A 15,578-nucleotide genomic window follows, 5' to 3' on the forward strand; every position below is an offset into this window, starting at 1 on the left:
CATCCGACCAAGCTATCCATGACATCAAAGCGCTTGGCCGCCAGCTGGGACGAGGACTTCCTCGTCAGCCTCATCTCGTGAAAACTCATTCACCCGATTCCCCTGATCATGCCTGCCGAATTCTCGAAAATGGATCGATTTGGAGAATTCAGCAAGCCGATTCGAAGTCGGCAATGTTGGACCTAGGCGACAGTCCGGACTTGGGTTGAGAACCGGCGAAGCGGACCTTCGTTCAGGCGGTCGCTTCGCGCTCATCAACAATATTCAGAATTCACACAGGTGCTATGGCGACTGATCCTTGATCGACATGTCGGTGCAAGCGTGTCCGGCCTCATGCGCGGCGATGGAGTCAGCTGGAGCTTCGGCCGCGGTCGAAGCCGACCGGGCATTTCGCGAACGCGCGATCGCCTCATTCGCTATAGGCGAGGTTGCGCATCGCCATGCGTTGGTCGGCCTGCCGATACTCTTGCGCCATCGACTGTTCGAGCGAATAGATGAACCGTTCGGCGAACGTCCGCACGGCCTCGCGAGGATCCTCCAGCCATGCGGCGAGCGCAGTTCGCTTTTCAGCGAGCGCGAGCGCCGATCCATGTTCGCCTGTGAGGACGCCGCTGGCGTAGAGAACCAGCCGTATCGAGTTGATCAGAGGATCTTTGGGATCGAGGGCCGCGATGATGTCGCGGCAGAGCGGGAACACCGCGTCCTTCCCATCATAGGTCCGCAGGATCTTGATGATGAACTCTGCCGACAGGGCATCGCCGTGCTCGGTTTCAGCGCGCAATCGTGATTCGAGTTCCGGCGGAAAATCGGGGAACACTGTATGTACGAGGCGCGCGCCGCGAAACTCGAACAGCGACTTGTCGGCATCGAACCAGCTCCGAACCGCCGAGATGAGGCGGTCCGGTGAGCGAGAGAGCGGCTTGTTGAGGGCATGGAGACTGTAGGGGATAGCCCTGAACTTTTCCGGGGCGGCGTCCCCCGCTGCAAGAACGAGCCGCCGCCGCAGGAAGTCGAGGACCAGATCGGGCCATGCCTCGGCGATTCCGGCGAGCAGCTCTTCGCCGCGACGCTCGAGATCGGGCGCCAGAAACATCGCATCCAGAACGCGTCGGGATTGCGCTTCGTCGAGACCGCGCAGGATTTCTTGTTTGCGCCAGGTGAAGAAGCCAAACCCCAACCAGCTCAGATCGTCGCGGGCGGTGAGATACTCGATGCACGGAAGGAAGACGCGGTCGATCAGCCCGCCTGGATGCGCCTCATATTGACGAATTGCCGTCAAGTTGCAGTTGAACACGGCATTGGAATCGTCGGCCGCGCGGGCGCGGTCGAGGAGCCGCACGAGCCGCTCTTCATTAAAGTCGATCGCGGCCTGCAGGTACCAGCCGACATTGCCCAGATGCTGACCGGCGGCGATCCAGCTATCGACATAGCTATTGATCCGCTGCTGATGCCCAGCCTTGGCGAGGCCATGAAGCAGGGCCGGCAGGAACTTTCCAAGGCGCTCGTTCATGCGCGCGCGAAAGGAATCGATCAGGTCGGGCTGATTTTCCGCGAGGCGCTGGAGGAACGTGCCGAACGCGGAGAAGGTGGCAAGGTCATTGCTCTCCGTCTCCGCATAGCGGTTCAACCGATCGACCCATTCGTCTATCGTCTCCGGCGAGACTGACCGCACCAGCTGCTCGACCTCATCATCCTTGTCGGCGCCGTCGATCCGGTAGTCGTAAGAGCAGTCTTCCCACATACGGTCCGACACGGAATCGAAGCCGACCAGCGTCTTGTAGATCACGAAATCAGGATCGCCGTTCAGCAGCGCCCGACCGGCCTGAATCTCCGCGACCAAGGCGGCGCTGGCCGCTGCGAGGTCCGCGTCATCAACCATATCCGGCGGTAGATTCGAATAGGAATAATAATGACGAAATAGCCGCTCTTCAAGCTTGCGCCGATCCTCCAGCGACATGCCCGGCGCGATGTCGCGATAGAAGGCAACGACCACCGCTAGGTCATCCATGATGACCTTGCCGAGAGCGTTGCTGTAGCCCGAGTTCATCGGCGTTTCCCCCGCACTGCTGAGGCCGTGGAGGATTTCGGCACGCTCCTCGTCCGTCCGCGCAAACGGATAGAAGCGCTTGAGCTGTTCGATCGCACCTCGCCGCGCGGAGATCAGTTCGCCCGACGCCGGAACGGCCCCCTGATGCAGGACGATCGCGTCGGGTTTGTAAGATGTGCCGGTAACAGTGGATTTCAGGACCTGGGCCAGCATCGTCGTCAACGTCGGTAGCGCGGCGGCGACGGCCGGATCGTCAAGCTTCCCGATACGCTCGACCAGATGCGCCTGGAACGCGCCGCCGACCTTCTTCCACGCAGTCAGATTATGCTCGGCAAGCTTGGTTGCGAACCCATCGAGCGCTTTGCGCTGCGGGGCGCCGTCGATCTGGCCGGCGAGGCGCAGCACGGTGTCGAGGCTGCGATCGATGTCGATATAGCGCAGGTGAGACAGGATCCCGCAGACGTCGCTGAGGATCGTTTCGCGCTTTTCGCCCGGATACTCGCCCCACCCGGTGTCATATGGGATCTCAGGCATCGCCAGCGCCCGCTCGGCGGCGTCCACCAACGTGCCCGAGACGTCGAAAAAAACCGCCTCGATGTCATCGTAATTGGGAAGGACGTGCGACCCGAACCGTTCGATCGTCTCATGCAGATCATTCAGGTTTCCGCAGTCTCTAATGGTCTCGAGCGCACCGGCGTCGAACATGTCTTTGCCGGCAAGCAGGCGGCGATAGTCGCTGGTGATCTTCTGGAATTCGTATCCGGCGGGGAGGAGATGGTCGCGCATGACCTTGGCGAGGCGCGCGTTGATGCCTTCGACGATCGCCGTCCCGAACCCCTTTTCGATGGGCCTCTTGTAGATCGTATCATGGGCCATCTGTGCCCATGCGTGATTCAGGATGGTTTGAACCTGGACTTCACACCGGAGGCCGGTGAACCGCGCATATTCGGGCAATTCAGCGCGGTTGGGTTTGAGGCGAATGACATAGTTGTCGGAAATGAAGAGCGCATTCGCATCATCACCCTGGCCGGTGGGGTAATGGATCTTCGTCCGGTCGTAGTCGACGTCGAAATTCTCGTGCAGGAGCCGCGATTGCGCGAACGCCTCGACGTCGGTGTTGGTGTAGAAAATTAGCCTGCAGCCGGCCAGATCCTTGATCTCTTCAGCGACATCGGGACAATCGGCCAGCTGCCGGTTTTCGAGCTTTCGGCCGAGCGAGCCCGGGTCTTTCGCGCGAAATTGGACTTCTTGGAGCTGCAGATGGGGCTTAGATGCTAGTGCCATCTTGAGGATCGACGCGATCGCCTCCGCGAATTCGCAATATAGGCGCTGACCGCGCCGCTCATAATCCGCGAAATTCACGCTTCACCCCCAATCCGCTCAGCTGCGCATATTATCCCTAGGTCGCGATGCCGCGGTCCATCGCAGCGCCTCGGTATATATAGGCGCGCAGTAGGTGCGCCGAGTCACATCTGAACGAGCAGTAAGTTTAATGACGCGATTCGACCCTCGAAACGTTGGCTATGTCGGCGTTATCTGATCCAGCGGCAGATGGCGGGTCAATGACGGTTACGCCGCTTATGCCGACAGCTTGCATCAGTATCAGCATCCCCACAGCAACTACGCCAATGATAACGGCGAACAAGGCCCATGACATAGACGACCGCAGTTCTTTTCCCGATTCAGCCGAGGCGGCGGCATTGTCGCAGATCTGTTCTTCCAGCGAAGCTGCCTGCTCCAACATAGCTTGGTGCATGTCGCATTGAATCCCCAATCCATGACACTGCCAGTGCTCGGGGAGCCAGTTGCCAGGACGATTGCCTGGAAAGTGCCAGTCGGCTGGCCGGACAACATTGGTAGCCTTCGAGATTGCTACGCCCATTATTGCTGCGACGACGATTCCCACGACGGCAAGGGCCAGATGCTTTCCGCTCACGAGTAGGGCCGCTGAGCCGCCAATGACTGCGATCGCGCCAGTGACCAACAATGCTGCCCACGCCATCGCTCGCTGGTCGGCGGCATTAGCCGTCATAAGCTGGGCATCGAGCAGTTTCTCGCCCTCGCGCACAACCTCGCGCAGGACGTCGTCATCTAACGTTTGGAGAGAATCCAGATTGCGCTTTTCCATTTCCTCAGCGTAGTCTCTGTTGATGGCAAAGATACCCGAGAAACAGACACGGTCTGGCGAATTTTCGCATGTTCAGAAGAACAATAAGCAAGCGAACAAGTCTGCGCCAAAGCCGGCCCCGTCTCCTACTCCTAAACCCAAACCGAAGGACAAGTAGGTAGCGTCACGCCTTCAGGTTGATCTGCACCACTGCGATGAACTCGTTATCTTGTAGAAACCCTAGTCCCAGCGAAGAAAAGCCGGCGTCTCGTAGTCGCGGTAGTAACTGACTTGTTCACCGTTGAGTAAGGCTAGAATGCCGCCACGAGCAGCGAATTGTCCCGCTTCGTAAACCCCGACGCCATGGGTACTCAGAACCAGCGATGACGTAGGTAACGAAGCGTCCGACTTGGCGAAGCTTCGTCGGTCGAACCGAGCAACAGCTTGACCGAACGAGACGACTGGCGTTCGGCTGTCTAGCGCAGCACCGCCAACGCGGTCGCCTTCCAGCATGAAAATTTCGTTCACGCCCTTTGCATCGTGGATCACAAACCCAGGCAGCCCCTCGAAGGAATAACCGTACACAAGGACCAGCGAGCCCACTGACGCTTCTGCTAGTGTCGATCTTTCGCCATCGGCAGCCATTAGCATGTCGCTCACAGCAATTCCCCTTGGTTTCAAGGCCGGCCGATTGTGGCCGCTCATGATCTCGTCTTTATGGCCATCACGCACTCCCACCTAGCCGCGAGGCGGCGGCGTCGAGATGCTGAACGACCTTTTCAGCGATCCGGCCAATTTCGTGTAGGTCGTTGACCGGGATCGCATCATCTCGCCCGTCGAGCGTCAGTCCAAACACGAAGCTGAACATCAGGCCGACCCCGGGGTTCGCATCCGTGTCGATCGCTAGCACGTCACCGTCCTGGAGGGATCGGTTCCACATGTGCGTGTCGAGCGCCGGAGAGGCGATGATGTTCGCGATGCTCTTCGAGAAGTCGATCTGAATTTCGGCTTTTTGCTGGCGGATGACCGACGCGACCAACAGCCGGTGCTTATCTTGGTTGCTCATTAAGTTGAGAAGTATGAGCGCCGGGCCACCCAGCCGCCGTGCTCCTTCGAGCACACCAATCGCGGCCCTGGAACAGCCGAGATTCTTTCTCTCTTGATGGTTCAGGATCTGGCCACCGCGGCCGAAAGGAAACTGGATGCGGCTCTGCGGTAGTTGGGGATCGGTCACCGCCATCAACGCACACGTTGCATAGTCCAGGGCCGAGCGCAGGTTATGGACGAAATCCCCAATGATCAGGCTTATGCCAGTTGTAGGCTCTGGCGAAATCCGAACGCGATATAGGTTCTGCTCGCCCTCCACGATTTTTTCGACGGAAGCGCCGTGATGCTTCTCATAGCTCTCGATCGCCGACCGAAGGCCTTCGTAATGGACCAGGGATCGGGTGATCTTCGCTCGCGCTTCGGCAAACCTCTCTTGCGCCATTAGACTCTCGCTTATTCGAAAACTTGGTGCCGTTGTCCTTCACATCGGCGGTTGCGCCAATACCGCGGCCATCACCATCGCCTGCGCAATTCAATCGACGCGGCGGGAAGATGTCCACCCGCTTGGCGGCGAATCGAGCTGCTGTTCTCCCGCGACGCCGGGGCTCAATCGGCATTCACTTAAGCGCGATGAATGAACGGCAAGTTTGAGTTGACGTCGATCGAGGTCCTAACGCCGGCTTTGTCGGCGGCTGCCTTCTTCGCGTTCATCGCTCTGTTCGCCTGTGGGCGCGATTATTCTTCGGACGCGAGCAGCGGCGCAAAAAGGTTGCGCAGATCTTCATCAGTGAACCAATCGATCTCGATGTTGCTGTCGCCGCGTAGTGACAGCGCATCTTCCTCGGGTGTTTCCGCACGCAGGCGGTTGGCGCGGCTGGATATGGCGTCTTTGGCCCGGGCTATTTCGGCAGGTGTCGCGCCAACAGCGGGGCCAAGCTCATCGACCAGCTTCGTATAGTCGTCGAGTGTGGATTCGGAATCCACGTGTTCGAGATTACTGGGAAGCTCGGCTATCACGCGGTGCGCCGCGGAATCGGCACTCCAGCCGATACGCTGCGCCAAATGCCCTTTGCGTGGAAGCACTTCAGTGCGGATGCGGTGTACGTCGTCGAGATCGAGATCAAAATTCAAGATCTGAATCAGCCGCTCCTCCAGTGCTTCAACCAAGGCAGTAGTCTTTCCGCGTTCGGCCTTGGGGGCGCCGCGCAAGCTGGCGATCAGCCGCGGCATTAAACGGCCATCGGCCCAGGAACTGAACCAGATGTCTCTGCTGGAAGCCACGACCAGTGCCGCATCTAGGAATTCTTGGCGTTTGCTGGTCTTCCACCATCCCCGCAAAAGCTCGATCTGACTCGAATAGGACATGCCTATCCATCGACGCCGGTTGGGTTCGCCCCGGATCGGCTTCCACGGTTCCTCATTCACCGCGTTAGCCGCGAGGGGGATAAAGGAGATTAGGAAAGCCGCCTTGTCCTCGCGGCTCACCTCCGGCACCTTCTTGAAATGATCGTAGAGCGCCCGCGCGGCGCGGAGCGTCGCCATTCCCTCGGCCATGGCGCGTAGCAGCGCACTGTCGGTCAGATATTGCGCAAGATAGTCGCGAACCGACGGATTGATCAGGGATACCTGGCCATTCGAGATCGTGACAAAGCTACCCTCAAGCGTTCGCACGCTCTCTTCAAAATCTTTGGGCCCCGATGACAGCGAGAAGCGGCGGCATAGTGCCTGGTGCAACGGGTTGTAGACCTCCTCGAGATCTTCGATCTCGGCGCCGTGCTCAGCGCTGACGTACATCGCGAACAGCAAATGTCGGCAGCGGCTGGCGATATGCGTGCGGAACGCTGTGTCCCAAACGCTCAGCGGATCGTCGAGCGCGGCGATGAACGCGGCAGGATAGTCGGCCGGCGCGATTTCCTCGACGCGGTCGGCATTGGTCAGGGTCTGGACGATGCGCGGATTATAATGGTCGTGATCGACGATCTTCTTGATCGCGTTCTGCTCGACCAGCGCCTGAATATGCGCTTCGGGGACGCCGGCGACGATCAAGTGATTATACAGGATGCGTGCCCGGATGCGCCGGGTGTAGATGCCGACGTCCAGCACATAGCTGGCCACGTCGAGGGCCCGGGTCGACAGGGCTTCCGACTGAAGCCGCGCCTCCTCGTAGATATAGGCGCGCGTGGTCAGGATGAACCGCGCGTTGGACGTGCGGCGAACGCGGCCGATAAACCGGGCGAGATCGGAATCTTGGTTCGAAAGGGCTCGGGCATCGAGCGCGATCCGGCCTAGGAAATCGTCGAAGAAGAAGATTTGCCGCTTGGTATCGTCGATGTGGGCGAATGCATCGTCCAAGCTGCGGATCGCGACCAGTTCCCAATCCTCCGCAAGATAAGCATAGCTCAGCATCTCGGCGAGCGTGGTCTTGCCGACACCGGGCGGGCCGGACACGATCAGGACGTGGACGGACTCAAGGATGTCGCGCCCGGCCTTGAAGCTGGGGTTCTCGGCATAGACGCTGAGCTTGTCCTTGATGTCATCGCGCGTCAGCGTCGTGAAATTATGCGTCGCGGCATGGAGCACGCGCTCAAGCACCCCGGCGCCCGAAAGCCAGAGTTTGACATGGCTTTTCTGGACATCGGGATATTTTCGCAGCAGCCCATTGATGTCGTCGTTGCCGAAGATATCGCACGTGCCCTCGAGGCTAGGTCCAATGATCGTCGCCAGCTGGTCTTTGTTCGGCGGCGTCAGCGGCCGCGATGTCGTCAGCAGATACCGGTTCGGCGTCAGCGCATCGATCGATGCCCGTTCCTTCTGCACCGTGCGCGCCAGCGCATTGAAATCCGACAGCCGGTAATGTTTGGCCTGCAAGATCGTCGTGTCGCCCGCCGCGGCATGCCGCCCATCGACACCGCCATCGCGCCCGGGCCCAAAGGCCTCAAAGCGGACGCCAAGTTCGCGGCCGAGCAGGTCGCGGGACAGGTCTTCGAAATCGGCAGGAGAGAGGGCGTCGAAACTGAACGTCAAATCTGGCTACTCCGCCCGCCCTTTCGACGGGATGCATTATGGGTCGAACAATATTCTACTGCCGATCGCCTCCCGCGCTAGGCGTGATCGACATTCAGGATTCCCAAATGATCTGAAGGCTGATTCATAGTGCTCCGTGTTGAGGCGCGGAGTGTACGATGGCGGTCAAGCGATACGAACTTAACGATGTGCAATGGGCGAAGGTGGCGCCATTGCTGCCGGGCAAAGTGAGCGATCCGGGTCGGACGGGATCAGATAACCGATTGTTCGTGAATGGATGTTTGTGGGTTCTGCGCTCAGGCGCCCACTGGTGCGACCTGCCGGAACGTTATGGCCGGTGGAAGACGGCGCATCGACGCTTCAGCCGTTGGTGCCATGCCGGCGTGTGGGAGCGGGTGTTCGCTGCGCTCACCGCTGACCGGGACAACCAATACCTGATGATCGATAGCACCATCGTCCGCGCCCACCAGCAGGCGGCGACCGGAAAGGGGGGCGCAAGATCAGGCGCTGGGGCGTTCCCGAGGCGGACTGACGACCAAGATCCACATGCTGGCCGATGCGCTTGGCCGGCCGCTTCGCCTCATCGTCACCGCCGGCCAGGTCGGTGACATCACGCAGGCCCCGGCCTTGCTCGAAGGTCAGGCCGGGGATGCCGTGCTCGCCGATAAAGCCTATGACAGCAATGCCTTACGCACAGTCATCGCCGACATGCAGGCCGAGGCCGTGATCCCCTCGAACCGCTCGCGCAAGGTGCTCATCCCGCACGACGCCGGCACTTACAAACACCGCAATCGCATCGAAACGCTGCTTCAATCGCCTCAAGCACTTCCGCCGCTTCGCCACCCGCCACGATCGACGAACCATCCACTTCAACGGCTTCGTCCATCTCGCCGCTGCCATGATCTGGCTACGTTGAATGTCGATCCCGCCTAGTATTCACGCGCTCGGCGTTCGAAATTCGCTCGCGCCCGTGATCTTGCGGCGGATTGAAAGGTACTGAGGGGAAACGGTATGAAGTTGGTTCACTTGCCCAGCGGTGCCATCTTTGCGACGCTCAAGATCATCCCGTCCCATGGTGACGGCGTGCGCGCGGTGATGTCCGTCAAAAGTCCGATGCAGGGCTTTGCCGAGGAGCGTGACTTCGGATCGGTCGAAGAAGCACAGCGTGAAGGGATCGCTTGGGCGCGGCAGCGGAATGCCGAGGTAGTGCTGATCGAGGGCGGTACACACAGCTAAAGTGCGGGAGCTGAACAAGCGGCGAGGGCAGTTGGTGGCGTGCGCACATGCATTTCATCGCTTCGATCGTGTGCTCGAGCATTCCTCATCCTTTGCCGCGCCATCGCTGTCCTTTGTCGAGCAGCGCCCTCAAATATCAGGCAAGTGCGCTCATACTTCGAAGCCATCCTTCGATCTCGCCTGCCGGATCGCGTGCACGAATTTGCGCTGCGGTCATGTGGCTGAAGGCCTTCGACAAATAGCCCTTCGCCTTGTCGGCTCCCATCCTTCCGTCGAAATTTCGCTTGGCCGAGAGCGCGATCGCGAAGGCTTCTGGCACGGAGGGCGCTCCTTCAGCGGGGTGATCCACGCAGTCCACATCGATATCGAAGGCAGCTTTGATCGCGTCAGCGTGTAGATAGCATTCGATTTCATGCTTCTGGGTCTGGACTGCCAGGACCCAAGGCCGTCGGTGCGCCCGTTCACCTCGGCGACCGATGCCGCATACTTAGCCACGTCGGAGTCGTAGATGTGAGCCTCGGGTCGGTGCATGTTGCGCAAGTAGTTTTCGGTCACCCAGTGCTTGAGCGTCGACCCGCCCGCCGGAATGAAGGCGAAGCGCTCATCGGTGATCAGGTTCGGTATGGTGTCGTCTTCCGCGTGCAATGCGGCACTCAGGCACTTCACGGCTGTCACGTCCGTCGGCCCCTCGACACAGATGAGGACGCGTACGCGACTGTCCGGGATGAGGCCGAGAGCTTTCGCCACCGTGTCAAACACGTCGACCCCGGCCTGGACCGCAGGCGTGGCCGGCGGCCCTTCGCTGGAAACGAACCGGATGCTTTCGATAGGAAGGTCGGCCGCCAGCCCCGGGCTGTGAGTCGTGAGGATCACTTGGCAATGAGGCGTCGTCGCTATCTCCTTGAACGCGTCAATGAGGACCCGCTGGTTCGCTGGATGCTGCGACGTCTCGGGCTCTTCGATCGCATAGATCAGGTTTCGCTTTGTGGAACTTGACAGCTTGCGCTCCGCCTCGGCTTTGAAGAAGCTGACCAAGATGAGCCTCCGCACACCGCTGCCGCGCTTGTTCAAGGGAATGCGGTCATCTGTGTCCATTCCGAGCGAGAACAGGCCCATCCACTTGGACGCGGTGGGCGGGACAAACTTCGGCGAAAGCGAGTTCGCAAGCTTAGGATCGATGCTCTTAAGAGCCTCGTGCGTGAGCTTTGCGATCTCCTCGGTCTTCGCCTGTACCAGATTCTGAATGGACTCGATCGCCTCCTGAGCCTCGGAGATGGCCGCCGCGATGGCCCCTCTGAGCGGGTTCTGCACCTCGCCATCGGAATCGCGGCTCTGACGATCGCTTTGAAAGAGCGCGAACATCGGGAGATGTAGCTCCAGTTGATCCCAGATACGCTTGCTATCCTCCTTCGGCTTCGAAACCGGGATGCGCGCTTCCACCAAACCAATTTCGGGGCAGGCTCCCCAGAGGGCCCGACGCATGCCCGGATTGCCCTTTAGCGCGACGTCTAGCGACTGCGCCTTCACAAGAGCCTGCAGCTCTTTTTCCTTCAGTTCAAGGAGGTTATCCAACCCCAAAGCGCTCGGATGCCGGGCAAGTATAAATGTTTCGCATGTCGGCGTCTTCTTCGAGCAGTCGTAGACTCGCGCGATCTTCAGGGTGCCAGCGCCGGTCAGGAGGTATTCGTCACGGAGCGTAGTCGGGGCCCCGGCATCCAGTGTGATCTCCTCCGGAAGGTCGGCAAATTCAGCAGTAATGCTGACGAGTGGCGAACCGCTGAAGACGTTGGCGTCGGCGTGATCCATCTTCACGACATCGCCGTTGAAGAAGATTTCCAACGCCTCCAGCAGGCAAGATTTACCGATGTCGTTCCGCCCGATGATCGTGGTCAGCTCCGAGAACTCGATAGTCGTCGCAGTCTGATGGGCTCGAAAGTTTTCGAGTGTCAGCGAAACCAGCCTCATCATGACATCCCCTGTTTCCCGAAAATTGCCGCGCGTTTCATTGCATGGCAAGCGAATCTGAAACGGGGTTGAGAGCTGCGGCCCAGTCTCAAGAAGCTGTGGCGGATCAAATTAGGCGCGGCATACGCGACAATCCGAACGTGCGTCCAGCAGGGTGATTAAGCCCGCCCCAATCGATCCGCACGGGCGATGTCCGCTTTCAAGGAACTGATCCTGACCCTCGAACGGCGGCAATGTTGGCGCGTCCGGCCTCTATTTCCAGTAGTATTGGCGAATCCTCACCGAATGGAATTAAGGTCGGCATCTCGCGGCCCATGGAACAAGTGCCAATAAGATCGAGTTCTATAACTCCGGGGCTCGCCCGCTGGTCCCGGGCTGACCGACCTGCTCGCCGCGGACATGCGTTTCGTCAATTCGGCGTGGACTACAAGTTAGGCAGCGCAGCCTCCGTAGAACGGCTGCTTCGGAACCCGCACGGATGGAATATGGCAGGCATGCTCGATCCTGCACGCATTGACATATAGCGGGTCGCAATTATACTGACCATACAGTCAGTCAGTGAGTCGCACATGCCGAAAAGGGGGCAACCCACCCGTAAAGACGAAGCCGAAGCGCGGCGCTCGCAAATCCTCGATCAGGCTATCCGCTTGATCGGGTTCAAGGGGTATCGCGGCTTCACACTGCAGCAACTGGCGTCGCAATGCGGACTTACCAACGGCGGCGTCCTCTATCACTTCCCCTCCAAGGAAGACGTGCTGACCGGCGTGCTCGGAGAGCTCGAGCGCCGGATGGTCAAGGGTATCATGACGCACATCGGTGGGACCGTCGGCATTCCCGGCGAGGGGCCGCTGTCGCGGGACGTGGTGCTGCAGATCATGCGCGGCATGCTTTCGCAGACCAGCGCCGAGGCCGAGGTCATCCGACTCCTCACTATGCTCCAGATCGAGGCGCTCGATCCCGACCACCCAGCGCACGAAAGGATCATGCAGAACAGCCGGTCGACTTTCGATCGCTTCTCGGCATTATTCGAGCCGCTGTGCCACGATCCGCGCGTCGTCGCGCGCCAGGCGCTGGCGATGATGAACGGGCTCTACCTGCTGTGGCTTGAGGATCCCTGCTTCGATCTGATCGTAGAATGGGATCGCGCCATCGAAAAGCTATTGCCGGACAATGTGAGGGGGAAAGGCGAATGATGCGCCGGATTTGGGCCGTGCTGCGATTCCTAGGACTCTGGCTGGGCCCGGCGCTGCTCTTGCTTGCGGTCTATTTCCATTTCCACCCCGTGATCCCCTTCACGGATGGCACGGCGGGGCCGGCGCTGGCGGGTGCGGTCGTCACCGCGGTCGCCTGCCTGTTCATGCGCGCGCCGGAATGGCGGCGGCCGAGGATCATCTTCGCCGCCGTCACGGCACTCGCCTTCGTCTATGGCGGTTGGCGCATCTGGGACGAATCCACCGGCTACCGGACCCAGAACCTTGTTTTCGAGAATCGCGGCGCCCGGCTCGCGGCGACGCTCTACCTCCCCGATCGCCCGGGCAAGGCGCCGGGGATCGTCTGGGTTCACGGCTCCGGACCCCAGACGCGCAGCCTAGTCTTCCCTTACAGCCGCTATCTGGCGCGGTTGGGCTATGCAGTGCTAGTTTTCGACAAGCGCGGAACTGGGGAGTCCACCGGACGCTACGGCGGCGGCACGCCGAGGGAGATCTGTCCCGAGAATTTCAACCTGCTCGCCAGCGACAACGCGGCTGCCCTGGATGTGCTGGCGAAACGTCCCGAAGTGCGCGCCGACCGGATTGGCTTCGTTGGCGTCAGCCAAGGCGGGTGGATAACGCCGCGCGCCGCGGTGCTGAGCGGCGGCAAGGCCGCCTTCATGCTGCTGATTTCGGCGCCGACCAATACTGCGCAGGAGATCGTCCGGTTGGAGCGCCTTCGCATCGGTGAAGTCAAGGGCCTCGACCTCGGTGCAGTCTTCGCCGCCTTCCGCCCAGGTGGCCGCGACATTCCGAAGGGCATGAACGTCGACGAAGCCTTCGCTTATGCGCAAACCCGGCCAAGCCATTTTCCCTGCCCAGACTTCGACCCGCGACCCGATTTGCGCGCGCTCGACATCCCTGCCTTCTGGTTGCTCGGCGATAGCGACTGGATCGTTCCTTCTCGAACGACCGAGCGAAATATTGACGCGCTGCGCGAGCTCGGCAAGCCATACGAATATCGCAACATTCCTGGCGCGGGCCATGCGATGTTGTTCGCGCCCAAGGCGCCGGTTCTGGATACGATCCAGACTTGGCTGGCGAAGGTTACTCGGTGATCGGGCGGACGGCCCAGCGCCTGGCGGCCGCAACCGGCAATGTCGGTGCGTGATCGGCGACATGAATGACGGGCGGCTTTCGGGAAGCTGAAATCAGGTGTCGAACGTCCGCTATGTCGAAGGATTTCGGGCGCTTGCGTACGAAATCGTCACATGGAGGAACCCGCGGGCCGCGCTCACTGGCTTATGGGGAATTGTGCTTCGCCTTGGTCCAGCTTCCGGCGCGCTGTGGCTCCGGGAGTAGGCAAGCTGGGTTGAACGGGTGGCTTGGAGGCGTGGCCGCGGAGGCGGGTGCGGTGATTTTGAAGGGGCACGCGGTGCTGGCGGTCGTTGGTGCGCGGCGGGGCGCACGCCATCCCCTTGGCCGGCGCATGCGAGGCGCGGCCATTTGATGAAGCGGGCCATGCCGGATCACGGCGCGAGTTCCCGGATCGGTGAGGTGTAGGCTGGCGGCGCGCGGGGCTGGCGCCAGCGGGCGAAGGTCTCGATCACGACCATGTGCCCGCCGCAGCACGGGCATGGCGGGCGATAGTCGTCGATCTCTTCGGGCTCGTTGTTGGCCGGCGGTGCGACCGCGAGCAGCCGGCGCGCCCGTTCGAGACAGGCCTTGCGGGCAGAACCGGCGAGCAGGCCGTAATGGCGGATGCGATGGAACCCGCGCGGCAGGACGTGAAGCAGGAAACGGCGGATGAACTCGTCGGTTGCCAGCGTCATCACCCGCTGCCGATTGGGGCCGTCCAGGCGGTAATCCTTGAAGCGGAAGGTAACGCCGGTCTCGTCGAAGGCGATCAGGCGGCGGTTCGATATGGCGACCCGGTGGGTGTAGCGCGAGAGGTAGGCGAGCACCGCTTGCGGTCCGGCAAAGGGCGGCTTGGCATAGACCACCCAGCGCTGCTTTTTGACCGGGGCAAGGTGGCGCTGGAAGGCGTGACGATCGATCAGGTGGGCCAGCGATCCGAAGAAGGCGAGCCGGCCGGCGGCGTGAAGCTGGTTCAGGCGGGTGAGGAACAGGCGGCGGAACAGCTTGCCCAGCACGCGCACCGGCAGGAGGAAGGCGGGACGCGAGGAGATCCAGCGTGTGCCATCGAGGGCGATGCCGCCGCCCGGCACGATCATGTGCACATGGGGATGGTGCGTCATCGCCGATCCCCACGTGTGGAGCACGGCGGTGATCCCGATCCGGGCGCCGAGGTGCTTGGGGTCCGCTGCGATGGTCGCCATCGTCTCCGACGCTGCCTTGAACAGCAGATCATAGACCACAGCCTTGTTCTGGAAGGCGACGGCCGCGACCTCGGCGGGCAGCGTGAAGACGACGTGGAAATAGCCGACGGGGAGCAGGTCGGCCTCGCGCGCGGCGAGCCAGGTGCGCGCGGCCGCACCCTGGCACTTCGGACAATGCCGGTTGCGGCAGGAGTTGTAGGCGACCCGCCAATGCCCGCAGTCCTGGCAGGCCTCGACGTGCCCGCCGAGCGCGGCCGTGCGGCAATACTCGATCGCCGTCATCACCTTGAGCTGGGTGAGGCTCAAGTGCCCGGCGTGGCTGGCCCGGTAAGCAGGGCCGGCCACGCGGAAGATATCGGCGACCTCCAGGTCGGCTCGCACCGGCTCAACCGGAAGGCGATGCCGTTCGTTCCCGGCCTTCCATCAACGCCGTGAGCCGGTCGAGCGGGCTCGCCACGGCCTGGATCGTGCGGGTCGAGACCTTGGTGTAGATCGCGGTGGTGTCGATCTTGGCGTGTCCCAGCGGCCACGACTCATAATGCACCTCATCTTAACTCATTGAAAGGCAAAGACCTGCTGATCAGGATTTGATGTTAGCGGAGCCGCCAACAGTTTCCTTCTGG

Annotated in this window: 12 protein-coding genes and 2 pseudogenes; 6 read left to right on the top strand and 8 right to left on the bottom strand. The window is 61.0% G+C overall.

The window, feature by feature from the left end; genetic code table 11:
* On the top strand, positions 1 to 209 hold a 209-nt coding region (locus IEX32_RS20780; protein ID WP_229736501.1), incomplete at its 5' end, for a hypothetical protein.
* Positions 210 to 273: 64 nt separating this feature from the next.
* A pseudogene (locus tag IEX32_RS20785) lies at positions 274 to 498 on the top strand (DUF3363 domain-containing protein); the annotation flags it as partial.
* Here the strand turns inward: IEX32_RS20785 and IEX32_RS18975 are convergent.
* The 5 genes from IEX32_RS18975 to IEX32_RS18995 all read right to left on the bottom strand — a co-directional run bounded on the left by IEX32_RS18975 (position 410) and on the right by IEX32_RS18995 (position 8,225).
* Positions 410 to 3,409 (bottom strand): RelA/SpoT domain-containing protein, encoded by a 3,000-nt coding sequence (locus IEX32_RS18975; protein WP_188773113.1) that lies wholly within the window; start codon positions 3,407 to 3,409, stop codon positions 410 to 412. The pseudogene IEX32_RS20785 and the gene IEX32_RS18975 overlap by 89 nt on opposite strands.
* Positions 3,410 to 3,536: 127 nt before the next feature.
* Positions 3,537 to 4,175, bottom strand: a complete 639-nt coding sequence (locus IEX32_RS18980) for a hypothetical protein (RefSeq protein ID WP_188773114.1) — start codon at positions 4,173 to 4,175, stop codon at positions 3,537 to 3,539.
* A gap of 219 nt (positions 4,176 to 4,394) precedes the next feature.
* Entirely contained in the window at positions 4,395 to 4,859 is a 465-nt protein-coding gene (locus IEX32_RS18985) for a hypothetical protein (protein ID WP_188773115.1), read from the bottom strand.
* A gap of 19 nt (positions 4,860 to 4,878) precedes the next feature.
* On the bottom strand, positions 4,879 to 5,643 hold the full coding sequence (locus IEX32_RS18990; protein WP_188773116.1) for a hypothetical protein: 765 nt from the start codon (positions 5,641 to 5,643) through the stop codon (positions 4,879 to 4,881).
* 293 nt (positions 5,644 to 5,936) lie between these two features.
* A complete protein-coding gene (locus IEX32_RS18995; RefSeq protein WP_188773117.1) occupies positions 5,937 to 8,225 on the bottom strand; it encodes an ATP-binding protein in 2,289 nt (762 codons plus the stop codon).
* 158 nt (positions 8,226 to 8,383) lie between these two features.
* Here IEX32_RS18995 and IEX32_RS19000 point away from each other — a divergent pair.
* Together IEX32_RS19000 and IEX32_RS19005 are read left to right on the top strand one after the other, a co-directional pair.
* A pseudogene (locus IEX32_RS19000) lies at positions 8,384 to 9,141 on the top strand (IS5 family transposase).
* A gap of 95 nt (positions 9,142 to 9,236) precedes the next feature.
* The gene (locus IEX32_RS19005; RefSeq protein WP_188773118.1) at positions 9,237 to 9,461 is read left to right on the top strand and encodes a hypothetical protein; all 225 of its coding nucleotides are present in this window, start codon (positions 9,237 to 9,239) and stop codon (positions 9,459 to 9,461) included.
* 213 nt (positions 9,462 to 9,674) lie between these two features.
* On the opposite strand, the gene IEX32_RS19010 is transcribed toward IEX32_RS19005, so the two are convergent.
* A complete protein-coding gene (locus tag IEX32_RS19010; protein ID WP_229736503.1) occupies positions 9,675 to 11,426 on the bottom strand; it encodes an ATP-binding protein in 1,752 nt (583 codons plus the stop codon).
* A 569-nt stretch (positions 11,427 to 11,995) separates the two neighbouring features.
* On the opposite strand from IEX32_RS19010, the gene IEX32_RS19015 reads away from it, so the two are divergent.
* Both IEX32_RS19015 and IEX32_RS19020 read left to right on the top strand, forming a co-directional pair.
* Positions 11,996 to 12,619 carry a TetR/AcrR family transcriptional regulator gene (locus IEX32_RS19015; RefSeq protein WP_188773119.1) on the top strand — a complete coding sequence of 208 codons (624 nt, stop codon included), beginning with the start codon at positions 11,996 to 11,998 and terminating at the stop codon, positions 12,617 to 12,619.
* Positions 12,616 to 13,734, top strand: coding sequence for an alpha/beta hydrolase family protein (locus tag IEX32_RS19020; protein WP_188773120.1), 1,119 nt, complete (start codon positions 12,616 to 12,618; stop codon positions 13,732 to 13,734). The genes IEX32_RS19015 and IEX32_RS19020 overlap by 4 nt, the downstream gene beginning before the upstream one ends.
* Before the next feature lie 411 nt (positions 13,735 to 14,145).
* Here IEX32_RS19020 and IEX32_RS19025 read toward each other — a convergent pair whose 3' ends face one another.
* Together IEX32_RS19025 and IEX32_RS19030 are read right to left on the bottom strand one after the other, a co-directional pair.
* On the bottom strand, positions 14,146 to 15,336 hold the full coding sequence (locus IEX32_RS19025) for an IS91 family transposase (protein ID WP_188773121.1): 1,191 nt from the start codon (positions 15,334 to 15,336) through the stop codon (positions 14,146 to 14,148).
* Positions 15,337 to 15,340: 4 nt separating this feature from the next.
* Positions 15,341 to 15,499 carry a hypothetical protein gene (locus IEX32_RS19030; protein WP_373285471.1) on the bottom strand — a complete coding sequence of 53 codons (159 nt, stop codon included), beginning with the start codon at positions 15,497 to 15,499 and terminating at the stop codon, positions 15,341 to 15,343.
* Positions 15,500 to 15,578: the final 79 nt, after the last annotated feature.

Source organism: Novosphingobium endophyticum (assembly GCF_014640675.1).
GTDB lineage: Bacteria > Pseudomonadota > Alphaproteobacteria > Sphingomonadales > Sphingomonadaceae > Novosphingobium > Novosphingobium endophyticum.